This window comes from Pedococcus sp. P1_H8 (assembly GCF_056405175.1).
Genome location: NZ_JBFUCP010000020.1, coordinates 1 through 16,442 on the forward strand (window position 1 = coordinate 1; position 16,442 = coordinate 16,442).

Here is a 16,442-nt window from a genome sequence, read left to right on the forward strand (position 1 = left end):
ACGCTCCACCACCGACAACGCAACCAGTGCCAATCCCGGCCTCCTGCCCTCGGGGCGCCCGTGGAACGCCGCCAAACAGGATGTCCGAACACGGCCGGTGTAAAGCATCAGCCGAGACACGGCTGTCAAGCATCACCCGAGACAGGGCAACCCGAGAACGGTTCCGGGGTGAAGCGCAACCTTTCGGGGTCTAGCCCCGGGCGACCTGGTCGAAGGCGACGACGGCGCGCACCCCGGGCGATGCATCCTCGAGCCACACGCGAGCGCCATTGCGCCGCAACAGCTCTCGCGTGATGGCAAGACCGAGGCCGCTCCCGCCGCTGTCCCGGTCGCGAGCCTCGTCGAGCCGGGCGAACCGGTCGAAGACCCGCTCGCGGTCGGCTTCGGGTATGCCGTGCCCGTCGTCGGTGACGACGAACCACACGGCGTTGCCGTGCTGCTCCCAGGACAGGGTCACGCGAGTGGCCGCGTGGCGCACCGCGTTGTCGACGAGGTTGCCGACGGCCCGGGTGAGGTCGTCTGGTCGGGCCAGCACCGTCGCATCCCCGAAGCGACCGGAGGGCTGGGCCCGGACGGGCACGCGAGAGGAGGCGTAGCGCCGCTCGGTGTCGGCCACCAGCTCGGCCACCGACAGGTCCCGCGCCTGCGCCAGGGAGCCCTCAGCGCCCGAGCGCGCCAGCACCAGCAGGTCTTCGACCAGGGCGGACAGACGGTCCACCTCCGGCAGCAGGTCGCCGGGCAGGGCACCTCCCTCGCCGACCCGCGCGGCCACCTCCAGCTGGGTGCGCAGGCTCGCCAGCGGGCTGCGCAGCTCGTGGGCCGCGTCGGCGACGAAGCTGCGCTGCTGCGCCCCGGCCGACTCGAGTCGGGCGAGCATGTCGTTCAGAGTGGTCGCGAGCGCGCTCACCTCGTCCCTGGTGTCAGGCACCGCGAGCCGCTCGGTCGGGTCGGCGGCCGCGCCGATGCGCTGGGCGCCCTGACGCAGGGACTCCACCGGACGAAGGGCCGAACCGATCACCCGCCAGGCCACGACGCCGAGCAGGGCGAGGAAGAGGGGGAGGAGCACCAGCATGAGGGTGCGCAGCACCCGTCGGCTGTTGTCGAGGTCAGCCGTCGGCACCGCCGCCACGACGAGCACGCGTGCCGTGGCGGGGCCGGCCTCGACCCCCGCCACCTGGAGCTCCCCCGACAGGCCGGCCCGTGAGCCCGGCACCCGAAGCCCCGAGCCGCGAGCGACGAGCCGGCGCTCGGCCGGGTCCACGAGCGGGGTCAACCGGTCGGCGGTCACCGAGGCGCCGACCACGCGGTTCTGCGGGTCGAGCACCTGCACCACCTGGGCACCGCTCGCGGGGACCGGCTCGGGCAGTCGCCCCTCGTCCACGAGGATCGCCACGTCGTGCGCACTGGACCTGGCTTCGGCGGTGGTGGCCCGGTCCAGTGCGGCGCCCATCGCGGCATACAGGACGATCCCGCCCACGAGCAGGGCTCCCGCCACGCCGGCCAGGCCGACGACCATGAGCCGAGAACGCAGGCTGCGCCGACCGAACCACCCGGTCATGCGCGCAACCGGTACCCGACGCCACGCACCGTCTCGATGCGGTCGCGGCCCAGCTTGCGCCGCAGGTAGCCGATGTAGACCTCGACCACGTTGGGATCGACGGTGTCGGCGGATCCCCAGACGTTGTCGAGCAGCGACTCCTTGGTCGCGACCCTCGGGTGGGCGCGCAGCAGGTGTTCGAGCACGAGGTACTCCGTCCGCGACAGCGCCACCGCCTCTCCGGCCAGCTCGACCCGGCGCGAGGCGGGGTCGAGCCGGAGGCTGCCGGCCGCCAGGGTCGTGGCGCGTGGCACCGGGTCGCGGCGCAGCAGGGCCCGCAGTCGGGCGAGCAGCACCACGAAGGAGAACGGCTTGGTGAGGTAGTCGTCGGCGCCGTAGTCGAGCCCGTCGGCCTGGTCGTACTCGCCGTCCTTGGCGGACAGGAGCATGACCGGCACCCAGTTCTCCTCGGCCCGCAGCGTCTGGACCACCGTGTACCCGGACATCCTCGGCAACATGATGTCGAGCAGCACCGCGTCGTACCCGCCGAAGCGGGCAGCCTCCAGGCCGCTCGGTCCGTCGGCCGCCGTGTCGACCACGAAGCCTTCTGCCGCAAGGCCCTTCGCCAGGGCAGCGGCCATCCGGGGCTCGTCCTCGACCACCAGCACCCGCACCCCGCCACTGTGGCACGAGTGCCGCGCGCGAGCCCGCAACCCTCAGCCCATGATCCTTAGAAACCTCACAGGTCCCGCGCGGCACGATGGACCCATGAGCCTGTTCACCGACCACCCGGGCGCCCGCTGGGCAGCGCCGGCCGCCGCACTCGCCGTCATCGGTGCCGTGGCGCTCACGGCCAACCACGTTGCCAGCGCCGACCCGAGCCTGCCGCCCCGGTCGGCGGCGCAGCTGCTCGTCGACGTGCAGCAGGCCAACCTCAAGGGCCTGTCCGGCACCGTCGTGCAGACCTCCAACCTGGGGCTCCCCGACATCAATCTCGGCGGGTCGACGCAGGGCGGGTCGTCCTCACTGACCTCGCTGGTCTCGGGCACCCACACCTGGCGGGTCTGGCTCGCCGGGCCGCAGCAGCAGCGGCTCGCCCTCGTCGGCAGCCTCGGCGAGTCGGACGTGATCCGCAACGGTCGTGACCTGTGGGTGTGGTCGAGCAAGGACAAGACCGCCACCCACACGACGCTTCCCGCAGAGGGGGCCAAGCCAGGCGAGGGGACCAAGGCAGGCGAGGGAACCAGGGCCGCGACCCCGGACCAGCTGCCCAGGACGCCGCAGGAGGCTGCCCAGCTGGCCCTGTCCGCGATCGAACCCACCACCAGCGTCGCCACCTCGGGTGCGTCCGTGGTCGCCGGACAGCAGGCCTACGACCTCGTCCTCAAGCCCAGGGACTCCGCCAGCCTGGTGGCGTCCGTGCGGATCTCGCTCGACGCCGTCCACCACGTGCCGCTGAGGGTGCAGGTCTTCTCCACCAAGACCGCCAACCCGGCCTTCGAGGTCGGCTTCACCCACGTCGACTTCGCGAAGCCGGCTGCCCGTCAGTTCGCCTTCAACCCGCCGCCCGGCACCAAGGTCACCCAGTCGACCCTGGGCAGCGACGCCGGCAAGGCAGCCGCGACCAAGCCCACCGCGCCGGCGTCCAGCCCCGCGGGTGACAAGCCCAAGGTCGTGGGCACCGGCTGGACCGCCGTCGTGGTCTCGCGCCTGCCCGACGCCTCGGCCGCCGGTTCCAAGGCCGGTTCCACGGCCGGCCAGGGCGACCTCGCGGGCCAGCTGCAGCGCGTCCTGGGCCTCCTGCCCAAGGCGTCCGGTTCCTGGGGCGCCGGCCGCGTGCTCCAAGGCACCCTGTTCACGGTGGTGGTCACCGACGACGGCCGCATCGCCGTGGGCGCCGTCGCCCCAGAGCGGGTGTATGCCGCGCTGGCGGCGAAATGACCCAGCTCACCGAGGCGGGTGAGCAGGCGGCGCCAGCAGGGCGACCGACCCGCGCGCCCCGGCCAGCGACGACTTCCCCGGGACCGACGACGTCGCCCGAGACCGGCCTCGCGATCTCGACGCGGGGGCTGACCAAGCGGTTCGGCTCGCAGGTCGCCGTCGACGACGTCGACCTGCGAGTGGCCATCCCGCAGCAGGCCACCATCGCCCTGCACCGGGTCGGCTCGCTCGTCGAGGGTCCGGCGTTCCATCCCTACCTGTCGGGGTGGGCGAACCTCGTGCGGCTCGACGCCGCTGACGTCCTGGCCGACCCCCGCACGACCCGCGCTCGCATCGGCACCGCCCTCGACCGGGTGGGCCTGACCGCCGCCGCGGGCAAGCGCTACCGCGCTTACTCGCTCGGCATGCGCCAGCGGCTGGCCATCGCGGCCGCCCTGCTCGCGCCCCGCGACCTCCTCGTGCTCGACGAGCCCACCAACGGACTCGACCCGCAAGGCACCCGTGAGGTGCGCTCGCTCATCGGGTCCCTCGCCTCCGACGGCACGACGGTGTTCGTCTCCAGCCACCTGCTGGCCGAGGTCGAGCAGATCTGCAGCCACCTGGGAGTGATGCGCGAGGGGCGCCTGGTCGCACAGGGCACCACGTCGGAGGTGCGCGGCGGAGGCATTGTGACGCTGTACCTGGAGACCGCCCAGCCGGAGGAGGCAGCAGCAGTGTTGACCGCCCTCGGCGTGCAGTCGGTCACGGCACACGCTGGTGAGGTGCGCGGCATACCGGGTGAGCTCGAACCGGAGGTCATCGTCGCCGCCCTGGTGCGCGCGGGTGTCGGGGTGCGCTCGTTCACCGCGAGCTCGCCGAGCCTCGAGGACCTGTTCGTGTCGCTCACCGGGGAGGGCTTCGATGTCAGCGGCTGAGGCGCAGGTGGCGGGCGTCGGCGCCGCCCCCGGCGTGGGCGCTGCCCCCGGCGTCGGCGCTGCCCCCGGCATCGTGCCCACCCGTCCGAGGGGCCGACGACTGTCGACCCGGCTGTTGCGCTCCGAGCTGCGGATCATCGCTGGCCGCCGCCGCAACCAGGCGGGCCTGCTCGTCCTCGCCGCGGTGCCCATCATCATGGCGATCGCCGTCAAGGCCTCGACACCACAGCCGGGCGAAGGTCCCGACTTCCTCTCGTCGATCACCTCCAACGGCCTGTTCGTGCCCCTCGCGGCGCTGAGTGTCGAGATGGGGATGTTCCTGCCGCTGGCGATGTCGATGCTGGCGGGTGACGCGATCGCGGGCGAGGCCAACCTCGGCACCCTGCGCTACCTCCTCACCGTCCCGGTGAACCGCACCCGCCTGCTCCTGGTTAAGTTCGCGTCGCTGTGCATCGGGGCAGTGTGGGGCATCGCCGCGGTGGCCCTGCCGGGGGCCGTGATCGGCATCGCGCTGTTCGGCACCGGCCCGCTGACCACCCTCTCGGGCACCCAGCTCGGTTTCGGCGCAGCGGTATGGCGCGTGGTGCTGGTCATGCTCTACCTCGCCGCCGGGCTCGCCGGCCTTGCCGCGGTGGGCCTGTTCATCTCGACCCTGACCGAGGTGCCGATTGCGGCCGCGATCGCGCTGATGGTCTTCACGATCGTGTCGTGGATCCTCGACGCGGTGCCCCAGCTGGGCTGGCTGCACCCGTGGCTGCTGGTCGACCACTGGCTGGCCTTCGGCGACCTCCTGCGCGACCCGATGGCCGGTGGCGAGATCGGACGTGGCCTGTTCACCGCCGCCGGGTATGCCGTGGTGTTCTGGCTGGCGGCCTGGGCCCGGTTCGCGGGCAAGGACATCACGAGCTAGGTGCGCGTGACGGCCACCAGGGAGCGGGGCCCGCTCGGCGTGACGAGGGCCACGGGCCTTCCCGGTACCGGGGCTACCGCTCGGTAACTAGGCTCGCAGCCATGACGACGCTCTCCGGCAAGACCATCATCATGTCCGGCGGCAGCCGTGGCATCGGCCTGGCGATTGCCGTGCGGGCCGCCCGCGACGGGGCGAACATCACCCTCATCGCCAAGACCGACAAGGCCGACGCGCGCCTCGTCGGCACGATCCACACGGCGGCCGAGGCGATCGAGGCCGCTGGCGGCAAGGCGCTCGCGGTGGTCGGCGACGTGCGCGACGACGAGACCCTCGCGGCTGCGGTCGAGCAGACGGTGGCTGCGTTCGGCGGGATCGACATCGTCGTCAACAACGCGAGCGTGCTCAACCTCAGCCCCACCGCCACGCTCGACCCCAAGCGCTACGACCTCATGCAGGACGTCAACGTCCGGGGCACCTTCATGCTGACCAAGACGGCCCTCCCGCACCTGCTGGCTTCACCGGATCCCAAGGTCCTGACCTTGTCGCCGCCGATCAACCTGGACCCGCGCTGGTTCGCCGGCCACCCGGCATACACGATGGCGAAGTATGGGATGACGCTGGCGGCGCTGGGCTTCGCCCACGAGCTCGGCCAGAAGGGTGTCTCGTCCACCTGTCTGTGGCCGGCGACCCTCGTGGCGACCGACGCGATCGGCAACCTGCCGGGCGGCGACCAGATGGTCAAGGTGAGCCGCAAGCCCGACATCGTGGCGGACGCCGCGTGGGAGATCCTCACCACCGAGGGCCAGGGCCTCAACGGCCAGACGGTGATCGACGAGGACCTGTTGCGGGCCCGTGGCGTCGCCGACTTCGCGGCCTACTCGATGACGGGCAAGGACGAGGGCCTCGCGCCCGACCTCTTCCTCAGCTGACCTACTGACCGTATGCCGCGACGCTGTGACAGCGCGACGCCCGCCTAGAGCTCGCGGAGGCGGCCGTCCTCGACGTGCCAGCGACGGGTGGCGTTGACGTCGGCCAACATCCGGCGGTCGTGGGTGACGAGCAGGACGGTCCCGCCGAACGAGTCGAGGGCCTGCTCCAGCTGTTCGATGGCGGGCAGGTCGAGGTGGTTGGTGGGTTCGTCGAGGACCAGCAGGTTGACCTCGCGGGCCTGCAGGAGCGCCAGCGCCGCCCGGGTGCGCTCGCCCGGTGACAACGAGTCGGCGGGGCGGTGCACGTGCTCGGCGCCCAGCCCGAACTTTGCGAGCAGCGTGCGGACGTCGGCGTCGGGCCAGCTCGGGAGCGCGTCCGCGAAGGCGCGGGCCAGCGGCTGCGGCCCGACGAAGAGCCCACGAGCCTGGTCCACCTCACCGACCCGGACCGACGACCCGAGACCGGCGGCCCCTGTGTCGACCGGGATCGTGCCGACCAGCACCCCGAGAAGTGTCGTCTTGCCCGAGCCGTTGGCGCCGGTGACGACGATCCGGTCGGCCCAGTCCACCTGCACGTCGATCGGCCCGAGGGTGAAGTCGCCCCGCCGCACGACCGCGCCCGCGGCCCAGGCCACGACCGACCCAGAGCGTGGCGCGGCGGCGATGGTCATGCGCAGGTCCCACTCCTTGCGGGGCTCCTCGACGACCTCGAGGCGTTCGATCATCCGCTCGGTCTGCCGGGCCTTGGCGGCCTGCTTCTCCGAGGAGTCAACACGGAAGGCGGTCACGAACTTGTCGTTGTCGGACTTCTTGCGCCGGGCGTTCTTCACGCCGACGGTTGCCCAGTTGCGCTGGGTAACGGCCCGCTGCTCGAGCCGTTCCTTGGTGTCGGCGAACTCGTCGTACTCCTCGCGCGCGTGCCGCCGCGCGACCTCCCGCTCGGCGAGGTAGCTGTCGTAGCCGCCCTCGTAGACCCCCACCTGCTGCTGCGCCAGGTCCAGCTCGACGACGCGGGTGACGGTGCGGGCCAGGAACTCCCGGTCGTGGCTGATGATCACGGCCGGGCTGCGCAGTCCCGCGACGAACTGCTCCAGCCGTTCGAGCCCGTCGAGGTCGAGGTCGTTGGTCGGCTCGTCCAGCAGGAGCACGTCGTAGCGCGAGAGCAGCAGTGCCGCCAGCCCCGCCCTGGCCGCCTGCCCGCCGGACAGGGCCGTCATCGGCATGTCGAGATCGACGCCCAGGCCGAGCGAGGCGACGGTGCTGGCTGCGCGCTGCTCGAGGTCCGCGCCACCCAGCGCCAGCCACGTCTCCAGCGCCGCGGCATACCGGTCGTCGGCGCCGGGCAACGGGTCGGCGAGGGCGTCGGCGGCGTCGTTCATCGCATCCTCGGCGTGGCTCACGCCGGTGCGCCGCGCGATGAACCCCGCCACGGTCTCGCCCGAACGGCGCTCCGGTTCCTGGGGCAGGTGCCCGACGGTCGCGCTCGCGGGAGTCAGCGTGACGGAGCCTTCCTCGGGCTCCAGCTCGCCGGCGAGGAGCCGCAGCAGCGTGGACTTGCCTGCGCCGTTGGCGCCGACGAGGCCGACCACGTCGCCGGGCCCCACGATGAGGTCGAGTCCGGCGAAGAGCGCTCGGACGCCGTGCCCGGCGGCGAGGTTGGTGGCCTGGAGTGTGGTGCTCATGTCCCGACGGACGGTACCCGCAGCCGACCGCTCGCCGACACCGGGTTGGCGTTCACCGACGACCGGGCGCACGGGGTTGTGGGATGCCGGTGTGCGCGGTGGGATGACAGGCATGACAACGCTGTCGCACGCCGCGGGTGAGACCGACGTCCCGCTCCTGGAGCAGACGATCCCCGACAACCTGGATGCGACCGTGGCCCGGTTCGGGGACCGCGACGCCTTGGTGGACGTGGCCCAGGGGATCCGCTGGACGTATGCCGAGTTCGCGGCCGAGGTGGACCGGCTCGCCCGAGCGCTGCTCGCGTCCGGCCTGGCCAAGGGGGAACGTGTCGGCATCTGGGCGCCGAACTGTGCGCAGTGGACCGTGGTGCAGTACGCCACCGCGAAGATCGGGGCGGTCCTGGTCAACATCAACCCGAGCTACCGGACGCACGAACTGGAGTTCGTCCTGAAGCAGGCAGGCATCTCCGCTGTCTTCCTGGCCGAGTCCTTCAAGACCAGCGACTACGTGGCGATGCTCGAGGAGGTGCGGGGAAGCTGCCCGGACGTCCGGGACTCCTACGTCTTCGGACAGGACTCGTGGGCTGCCCTGCTGGCTCGGTCCGACGAGGTCACGTCGGAGCAGGTCGAGCAGGTGCAGGCGACCCTGGATCCGCACGACGCGATCAACATCCAGTACACGTCGGGCACCACCGGTTTCCCCAAGGGTGCCACCCTGTCGCACCGCAACATCCTCAACAACGGGTTCTTCGTCGGCGAGCTCTGCCGCTACACCGAGGCCGACCGGGTCTGCATCCCGGTGCCCTTCTACCACTGCTTCGGGATGGTCATGGGCAACCTCGCGTGCACCACTCACGGCGCCGCGATGGTGATACCGGCACCCGGTTTCGACCCGGCCGCGACGCTCAAGGCGACGGCCGACGAGAAGTGCACCTCGCTCTATGGCGTCCCCACGATGTTCATCGCGGAGTGGTCGCTGCCCGACTTCGCGGCCTACGACCTGTCCTCGGTGAGGACTGGCATCATGGCTGGATCGCCTTGTCCTGCAACGATGATGACCAAGCTCATCGACGCCGGGATCACGGAGGTGACCATCGCCTACGGCATGACCGAGACGTCTCCGGTCTCCACGCAGAACCGCACCGACGACACCTTCGAGCAGAAGGTCGGCACCGTGGGCCGCGTCGGCCCCCACCTCGAGATCAAAGTGGTCGACCCGGCGACGGGCGAGACGCTGCCGCGCGGTGAGGCAGGCGAGTTCTGCACCAAGGGCTACTCGGTGATGCTGGGCTACTGGGAGCAGCAGGACAAGACCGATGAGGTGCTGGTCGACGGCTGGATGCACACCGGGGACATCGCGGTGATGGACGAGGCGGGTTACGTGCAGATCACCGGGCGGATCAAGGACATGGTCATCCGGGGCGGCGAGAACGTCTACCCGCGCGAGATCGAGGAGTTCCTCTACACCCACCCCGACATCCTCGACGCCCAGGTGATCGGGGTGCCCGACGAGAAGTACGGCGAGGAGCTGTGCGCCTGGATCCGGATGCGTGAGGGCGCCCAGCCGCTCGATGCCGAGGCCGTGCGCGCGTTCGCGACGGGGAAGCTGGCGCACTACAAGATCCCGCGCTACGTCACGATCGTGGACGAGTTCCCGATGACGGTCACCGGCAAGGTCCGCAAGGTCGAGATGCGCGAGAAGTCCGTCGCCGACCTCGGCCTCAGCTCGTAGCCCGCGCACCGCCTCTGACCTGCGCAGATGTCCACGCCGGCGGTGGACGTTTGCGCCGGGCTGCCCTAGGTTGCCAGTGCCGGGGACCCGTTCCGGCCCAACCAGGAGGGCTCATGAAACCCATCGTCTGGATCATCGTCATCGTCGTCGTACTGGCCGTCATCGCCTGGCTCGTCATGATGAACAGGAGCCGTCAGCTCGACACGCGTCGTGAGGAGGCCGCCACCCTGCGGTCCGAGGCGCAGCAGCACGACCGCGACCACCGCGAGCGCGACGCCGCGGCAGCCGAGGCCAAGGCTCAGGCCGACAAGGCCAGGGCCGAGGCGCAGGAGCAGCAGGCTCGCGCAGTCCAGCTCGAGGCGGAGGCCCAGCGACGGGCCGAGGACGCCGAGACGGCGCGCGTGAACCGCGACGAACAGCTCCGGCAGGCCGACGAGCGCGACCCCGACGTCGAGGTCGAAGAGACCCGCGACGGCGACCCGGACGTCACCGAGACGGACGAGCGCGACGTGGCCGCACCGCATACCCACGACAGGGACGGCGACCCGGACGTCACCGAGACGGACGAGCGCGACGTGGCCGCACCGCATACCCACGACAGGTACGGCGACCCGGACGTCACCGAGACGGACGAGCGCCCCCGGCAGGTGTGACTCCTCTGCAACCTGGGCGCCCCGGAGGGCGCCCAGGTTGCAGGGAATGGGTTGACCGGCGGCATGGTTCTACGGGATAGTTGAAATTCGAACTAGATCGGGAGTGACCATGCCTGCTGTCTCCGTCGCCGACCTCACGGTCCTGCCGCGCGTCCCCGCGCCCGGCGCCATCGCCGAGCAGCGCCGCGTCCGGTCCGTGACCAGCGCCCCCAGCGGGCTCGAGGGGGAGGGCTTCCCGGTCAAGCGTGCTTTCGCCGGCGTGGACCTGCGCGACCTCGACCCGTTCATCCACCTGGACGAGATGGGGGCCGTCGAGTACGCGCCCGGTGAGCCCAAGGGCACTCCCTGGCACCCGCACCGCGGCTTCGAGACGGTCACCTACATCATCGACGGCATCTTCGACCACCAGGACTCGTTCGGCGGCGGCGGCACGATCACCGATGGTGACACCCAGTGGATGACCGCGGGGTCGGGGATCCTGCACATCGAGGCCCCGCCGGAGCACCTCGTCGTCAGCGGTGGGCTCTTCCACGGGTTCCAGCTGTGGGTCAACCTGCCCAAGGTCGACAAGCTCAAGGCGCCGGCCTACCAAGACCTCCGCTCCAGCGAGGTTGGCCTGCTCACCTCTGCCGACGGCGGCTCGCTGCTGCGCGTCATCGCGGGCGAGGTCGGGGGAGTGCAGGGTCCTGGCTCGACGCACACCCCCATGGCGATGGTCCACGCGACCGTGGCTCCCGGCGGCGAGCTGTCCCTCCCGTGGCGACGCGACTTCAACGCCCTCGTCTACGTCATGAGCGGTGACGGCTTCGTCGGTCCCGACCAGACGCCGGTCGGCCCGGGCCAGCTCGCCGTGTTCGGACCCGGCGACGCCATCCAGCTGTCCTCGGCCCGCACCCAGCAGGAGCGGTATGCCGCGGGGCTGGACGTCGTCGTGCTCGGTGGCCTCCCGATCCGCGAACCAGTCGCCTGGGCCGGCCCGTTCGTCATGAACACCGAGGCCGAGGTCCGCAAGGCCTTCGAGGACTACCAGGCCGGCCGACTGGGCCAGCCCGTCCCGCACGGCGACGTCGGCGGCGGCACCGCCTGACGCCCGAGGGTCGCGGTCAGAGTGCCGCGTCGGAGGCGGGGATGGGCGCCCCGGGAGCCGGCTCGGCGCTGGCAGCGGGCACCGCGGCATACCGGTCGCGCAGCTGGCGGTAGAAGCGGCTGGTGAGCGCGTAGGTCGTCAACGCCAGGCCCAGCAGCCCCGCGAGGACGAACACCAGCGCGACCCCACGCATCGGACCGGTCCCGAACCACCCGCCGATCCAGTCGGCCCCGCGCCCGTCGGTCATGAACGGGATGAAGGCGAACTGGGCCAGCGGGCTGATCAGGAAAGCGGTCAGCGGCGAGGCCGACTGCTCCACGCTCTGGGCGAACCCGAAGACCCGCCCCTGCCGCTCGTAGGGCACGACCTTCTGCAGCACCGTCTGCTCGGAGGCCTCGACGTACGGGACCAGCGCCATGTAGACGACCATCCCGACGGTCAGCCAGATGATCGAGTTGCGCATCGGGAAGACCACGGTCGTCGTCCACAGCGCGAGGTTGATGAGCAGGATCAGCCGCACCGGGTTGGAGGACAGTCCGGTGCGGGTGATGAGCAGCCCCGCGATGATCAGGACACCGGACAGTGCGCCCCAGAGCAGCCCCCACGTCTGCACCGACACCATCGACAGGCCGTAGGCGTCCATGAGGGCCATGAACACGCCGCCGAGGAAGTTGTTGATCGTCGAGAAGACGATGAGGGCAGGCATGCCAGGTATGCCGCGGACGACCTTCACCGTGCCCGCAAGGTCGACCTTGTGGTCGCCGCCGTCGGCCGCCGAGTCGACGTGTGAGGGGATCGTCACGAACGGCAGGTGCACCAGCGCGAGCCCGATCACGACGAGGGCCAGGACCAGCACGCCGAACATGCCGTTGGCGCCGACGAGCAGGCCGCTGATCACCGAGGTGACGAGGAACGACACGCCCGACGTGGTGCCGACGAGCCCGTTCGCGCGGTCGCGCTGCGCCTCGGGGACCAGCGCGGTGACCACGGTCGGCAGGGCGATGGTGCGCAGGTTGCCCGCGATCATCCCCGTCATCAGCAGGACCACGAAGACCCACAGGCGCACGCTGGTCGGGTCGGTGAACTCCTCGCGCGGCGTGACGACGTAGAGCCCGAACGACGCGGCGTAGAGGACCAGCGAGGCCAGCGCCGACCCCTGCATGACGGCTTTCTTGGAGTGGTGGTCGACGAGGCTGCCGAACCAGATCCCGGTCAGCATCGTGGCCACGAGGAAGATGCCGGCGATCATGCCCGTCGCGAAGACCGACCGCGTCTCGAGGTAGACGAAGAACGTGATGGCGAACCAGACGGTGAAGTTGATGACCGACACGAGCAGCACGTTCGCCAGCAACTGGACGAACGTCGGCATGAAGGGATCGCTCCAGCGCAACCGGTGGTGGGTCGCTTCGGGGTGCGGTCGATCCGTCACAGGTCCTCCTCGGGTCACCAGTATCGACCCGGACCAGTCGGCGAACTCATCGCGGTTTGCCTCGTCCGTGGAGTTACGATACGGTACGTAGCGTATTGAAAGGAGTGAGTGACATGACCAGTACCACCACCCGAACCCGTACCCGCGCCGCAGAGCGCGCCGGCCGCCACTCCCGCGGCCGTGCCAGCAAGTACCCCCACGACTACCTGCACAGCGACCGCACCTATGCCGAGACCCAGTCCGACATCGGTGGCGGCCTGTTCCTCGGAGCGATCACCCTCATCGCCCTGATGGCCCTGATCGTGGTCGGCCTCGTCTGAGCCGTCCCACCAGGCAGCTGTCCCACCGGCAGCTGTCCAACCAGGCAGCCGTCCCCCCGCACCGCCTCGCGCCCGTCGTCCACCCAATGGACGGCGGGCGAGCAGCAGTGCGGATCGGTGTTCCAGCAGAGTCCAAGCCGGGCGAGACCCGGGTCGCCGCCACGCCCAAGACCGTGGGCCAGCTGATCGGGCTCGGCTACGAGGTGGTGGTCGAGACAGGCGCCGGTGCCCGTTCCTCGTTCTCCGACGACGCGTATGCCGCGGCGGGCGCCACCGTCGTCGACGGCTCGGTGGGCAATGGCTCGGTGGGCAATGGCTCGGTGGTCAATGGCTCGGTGGTCAAAGGCTCGGTGGTCAAAGGCTCAGACGCGTGGACGAGCGACGTCGTGCTCAAGGTGAACGCGCCGAATGACGAGGAGCTCGGCCGGCTGCGGGCCGGCTCGCTGCTGGCCTCGCTGGTGTCGCCGGCCCTCAACCCCGACCTCGTCGAGAAGCTGACCGCCGCAGGCGTGACGGCGCTGGCGATGGACGCAGTGCCCCGCATCTCGCGGGCCCAGTCGCTCGACGTGCTCTCGTCGATGGCCAACATCGGCGGCTATCGCGCCGTGATCGAGGCGGCCCACGAGTTCGGCTCGCTGTTCACCGGACAGGTCACCGCGGCCGGCAAGGTCCCACCGGCCAAGGTGCTGGTCGTGGGCGCTGGGGTGGCCGGGCTCGCCGCGATCGGCACCGCGAGCAGCCTGGGTGCGATCGTGCGGGCCTTCGACGCCAGGTCCGAGGTGGGCGAGCAGGTCGAGTCGATGGGCGCCGAGTTCCTGCGCATCGCCGTCGACGACGAAGGTCCCTCGGCCACCGGCTACGCCAAGGAGATGGGCGAGGACTTCAACCGCAAGGCCGCCGAGCTCTACGCCGAGCAGGCCAAGGACGTCGACATCGTCATCACCACCGCCCTCATCCCCGGCAAGCCGGCCCCACGCCTCATCACCGAGGAGATGGTCGCGACGATGAAGCCCGGCTCCGTGGTCGTCGACATGGCCGCCTCCAACGGCGGCAACGTCGCCGGCTCCGTGGCCGACCAGATCGTCACCAGCGCCAACGGCGTCAAGCTGATCGGCTACACCGACCTGCCCGGCCGGCTGCCCACCCAGGCCAGCCAGCTGTTCGGCACCAACCTGGTCAACCTGCTCAAGCTGCTCACGCCGGGCAAGGACGGGCGCGTCGTCCTCGACCTCGACGACGTGGTCCAGCGCGGCATGACCGTATGCCGTGACGGCCAGACCCTCTGGCCCCCACCTGCCGTGCAGGTGAGCGCCGCCCCTGCCGCTGCTGCGAAGGCGGCACCCGAACCCAAGGCCCCGAAACCGCCGCCTGACCCGCGCCGCAAGTACGCGGCGATGGCCCTCGGTGCGGTGCTGTTCGGCCTGGTCGCCGCGAACTCGCCGGCCGTCTTCCTCGGTCACTTCACGGTGTTCGCGCTCGCGGTCATCGTCGGCTTCTACGTCATCTCCAACGTCGCCCACGCCCTGCACACCCCGCTGATGGCCGAGACCAACGCGATCAGCGGCATCATCCTCGTCGGTGGCGTGCTCCAGCTCGGCAGCTCGAACGCGCTGATCCAGGCGCTCGCCTTCGCCGCCACCCTGGTGGCCAGCATCAACATCTTCGGTGGCTTCGCCGTGACCGGCCGGATGCTCCAGATGTTCCGGAAGGACTGAACCGGTATGAGCGGCAACGTCACCACGAACTTGGTCCAAGCGGCATACATCATCGCCGCGGTCCTCTTCGTCCTCTCGCTCGCGGGGCTCTCGAAGCACGAGAGGGCCAAGGAGGGCAACGCTTTCGGCGTGGCCGGCATGGTCCTCGCGCTCGTCGCCACCATCTGGCTCTCCGTCGACCGGGCTGAGCACGGGCTCCTCACCTTCGCGCTGATCGCTGTGGCCATGGCTGTCGGCGCGGCGATCGGGCTGTGGCGGGCGCGGGTCGTCGAGATGACCCAGATGCCAGAGCTCGTCGCCATGCTGCACAGCTTCGTCGGTGTGGCCGCGGTGCTCGTGGGCTACAGCTCCTACCTCGCGTCGCGCGATGCGGGGACCGACGACAAGTTGCACCTCGTCGAGGTCTTCCTGGGTGTGTTCATCGGTGCGGTGACCTTCACGGGGTCGATCGTGGCCTTCCTCAAGCTGAGTGCACGCATCAAGTCCTCGCCCCTGATGCTGCCGGCGCGCCACTGGCTCAACCTCGCGGCCCTCGTCGTGTCGGCCGGACTGCTCGTGTGGTTCGTGCAGTCACACTCAGTGCTGCCGCTGCTGCTCATGACGGTGATCGCGCTGGCCTTCGGCTGGCACCTCGTGGCCTCGATCGGCGGCGGCGACATGCCCGTCGTGGTGTCGATGCTCAACAGCTACTCCGGATGGGCCGCTGCCGCGGCGGGCTTCATGCTCGGCAACGACCTCCTCATCGTCACCGGTGCGCTGGTCGGGTCCTCCGGTGCGATCCTGTCCTACATCATGTGCAGGGCCATGAACCGGTCCTTCTTCTCAGTGATTGCAGGCGGATTCGGCCAGGAGGTGTCCGTCGGTGACGACAAGGACTACGGCGAGCACCGCGAGACGATCGCCGCCGACGTCGCGGAGCTGCTGCGCGACGCGTCCACTGTCGTCATCACTCCGGGCTACGGCATGGCCGTCGCCCAGGCGCAGTACCCCGTCGCCGAGCTGACCAGCCAGCTGCGCAAGAAGGGGGTCAACGTCCGGTTCGGCATCCATCCCGTCGCGGGTCGGCTGCCCGGTCACATGAACGTCCTGCTGGCCGAGGCCAAGGTGCCCTACGACATCGTGCTGGAGATGGACGAGATCAACGGCGACCTGTCCGACACCGACGTGGTGCTGGTCATCGGCGCCAACGACACGGTCAACCCCTCTGCCGCCGAGGACCCGACCAGCCCGATCGCCGGCATGCCGGTGCTCGAGGTCTGGAAGGCCCGCAACGTCGTCGTCTTCAAGCGGTCCATGGCCACCGGCTATGCGGGAGTGCAGAACCCGTTGTTCTTCAAGGAGAACAGCCAGATGCTCTTCGGGGACGCCAAGGAGCGCGTCGAGGACATCATCAAGGCCTTGTGAGCCCCCGCCGGCGACTTTGAAGGATCTGCCGGGTCCAGGTGCGTGTCGAGTCCGGGGACATCTGGGACACCTGATGTCTTGGGACATGTGAGACACGGCTGCTGACCGCCTCGTGGGGCACCAGGTGCGCTATGGCTGGTGTCATGGCGAGATCGGCGGCTCGGATGAAGATGCTCGATGCGGCGTTGC

The 16,442-nt window shown here is 70.4% G+C and carries 14 protein-coding genes; 10 read left to right on the top strand and 4 right to left on the bottom strand.

Translation table 11 applies throughout. The features are described from left to right. Positions 1-190: 190 nt before the first annotated feature. Entirely contained in the window at positions 191-1,558 is a 1,368-nt protein-coding gene (locus tag AC1DYG_RS18510; protein ID WP_477641336.1) for a sensor histidine kinase, read from the bottom strand. Then, complete coding sequence (locus AC1DYG_RS18515) at positions 1,555-2,211, bottom strand: response regulator transcription factor (RefSeq protein WP_477641337.1); 657 nt, start codon at positions 2,209-2,211, stop codon at positions 1,555-1,557. The genes AC1DYG_RS18510 and AC1DYG_RS18515 overlap by 4 nt, the downstream gene beginning before the upstream one ends. 94 nt (positions 2,212-2,305) lie before the next feature. Here AC1DYG_RS18515 and AC1DYG_RS18520 point away from each other — a divergent pair, with 94 nt between their 5' ends. From AC1DYG_RS18520 to AC1DYG_RS18535, 4 genes are all read left to right on the top strand, one after another. Further along, complete coding sequence (locus tag AC1DYG_RS18520; RefSeq protein WP_477641338.1) at positions 2,306-3,478, top strand: LolA family protein; 1,173 nt, start codon at positions 2,306-2,308, stop codon at positions 3,476-3,478. Next, positions 3,475-4,392: an ABC transporter ATP-binding protein gene (locus AC1DYG_RS18525; protein ID WP_477641339.1), complete on the top strand. Its 918-nt coding sequence runs from the start codon at positions 3,475-3,477 to the stop codon at positions 4,390-4,392. The genes AC1DYG_RS18520 and AC1DYG_RS18525 overlap by 4 nt, the downstream gene beginning before the upstream one ends. Beyond that, a complete protein-coding gene (locus tag AC1DYG_RS18530) occupies positions 4,379-5,302 on the top strand; it encodes an ABC transporter permease (RefSeq protein ID WP_477641340.1) in 924 nt (307 codons plus the stop codon). The genes AC1DYG_RS18525 and AC1DYG_RS18530 overlap by 14 nt, the downstream gene beginning before the upstream one ends. Before the next feature lie 101 nt (positions 5,303-5,403). Then, positions 5,404-6,231 (top strand): SDR family oxidoreductase, encoded by an 828-nt coding sequence (locus AC1DYG_RS18535; protein WP_477641341.1) that lies wholly within the window; start codon positions 5,404-5,406, stop codon positions 6,229-6,231. A gap of 44 nt (positions 6,232-6,275) precedes the next feature. Here the strand turns inward: AC1DYG_RS18535 and AC1DYG_RS18540 are convergent, their stop codons facing one another. After that, entirely contained in the window at positions 6,276-7,913 is a 1,638-nt protein-coding gene (locus tag AC1DYG_RS18540; RefSeq protein ID WP_477641342.1) for an ABC-F family ATP-binding cassette domain-containing protein, read from the bottom strand. A 112-nt stretch (positions 7,914-8,025) separates the two neighbouring features. Here AC1DYG_RS18540 and AC1DYG_RS18545 point away from each other — a divergent pair, with 112 nt between their 5' ends. From AC1DYG_RS18545 to AC1DYG_RS18555, 3 genes are all read left to right on the top strand, one after another. Then, entirely contained in the window at positions 8,026-9,645 is a 1,620-nt protein-coding gene (locus AC1DYG_RS18545; protein ID WP_477641343.1) for an AMP-binding protein, read from the top strand. 113 nt (positions 9,646-9,758) lie between these two features. Beyond that, the gene (locus AC1DYG_RS18550; RefSeq protein WP_477641344.1) at positions 9,759-10,298 is read left to right on the top strand and encodes a hypothetical protein; all 540 of its coding nucleotides are present in this window, start codon (positions 9,759-9,761) and stop codon (positions 10,296-10,298) included. A gap of 109 nt (positions 10,299-10,407) precedes the next feature. After that, the gene (locus AC1DYG_RS18555; protein WP_477641345.1) at positions 10,408-11,385 is read left to right on the top strand and encodes a pirin family protein; all 978 of its coding nucleotides are present in this window, start codon (positions 10,408-10,410) and stop codon (positions 11,383-11,385) included. Positions 11,386-11,401: 16 nt separating this feature from the next. On the opposite strand, the gene AC1DYG_RS18560 is transcribed toward AC1DYG_RS18555, so the two are convergent. Further along, complete coding sequence (locus tag AC1DYG_RS18560) at positions 11,402-12,814, bottom strand: MFS transporter (protein WP_477641346.1); 1,413 nt, start codon at positions 12,812-12,814, stop codon at positions 11,402-11,404. A 113-nt stretch (positions 12,815-12,927) separates the two neighbouring features. Here AC1DYG_RS18560 and AC1DYG_RS18565 point away from each other — a divergent pair, with 113 nt between their 5' ends. The 3 genes from AC1DYG_RS18565 to pntB all read left to right on the top strand — a co-directional run bounded on the left by AC1DYG_RS18565 (position 12,928) and on the right by pntB (position 16,253). Beyond that, positions 12,928-13,134 (top strand): hypothetical protein, encoded by a 207-nt coding sequence (locus AC1DYG_RS18565; RefSeq protein WP_477641347.1) that lies wholly within the window; start codon positions 12,928-12,930, stop codon positions 13,132-13,134. An 86-nt stretch (positions 13,135-13,220) separates the two neighbouring features. Then, positions 13,221-14,849, top strand: coding sequence for a Re/Si-specific NAD(P)(+) transhydrogenase subunit alpha (locus AC1DYG_RS18570; RefSeq protein WP_477641348.1), 1,629 nt, complete (start codon positions 13,221-13,223; stop codon positions 14,847-14,849). A 6-nt stretch (positions 14,850-14,855) separates the two neighbouring features. Continuing rightward, a complete protein-coding gene (gene pntB / locus AC1DYG_RS18575; protein ID WP_477641349.1) occupies positions 14,856-16,253 on the top strand; it encodes a Re/Si-specific NAD(P)(+) transhydrogenase subunit beta in 1,398 nt (465 codons plus the stop codon). Positions 16,254-16,442 lie beyond the last annotated feature (189 nt).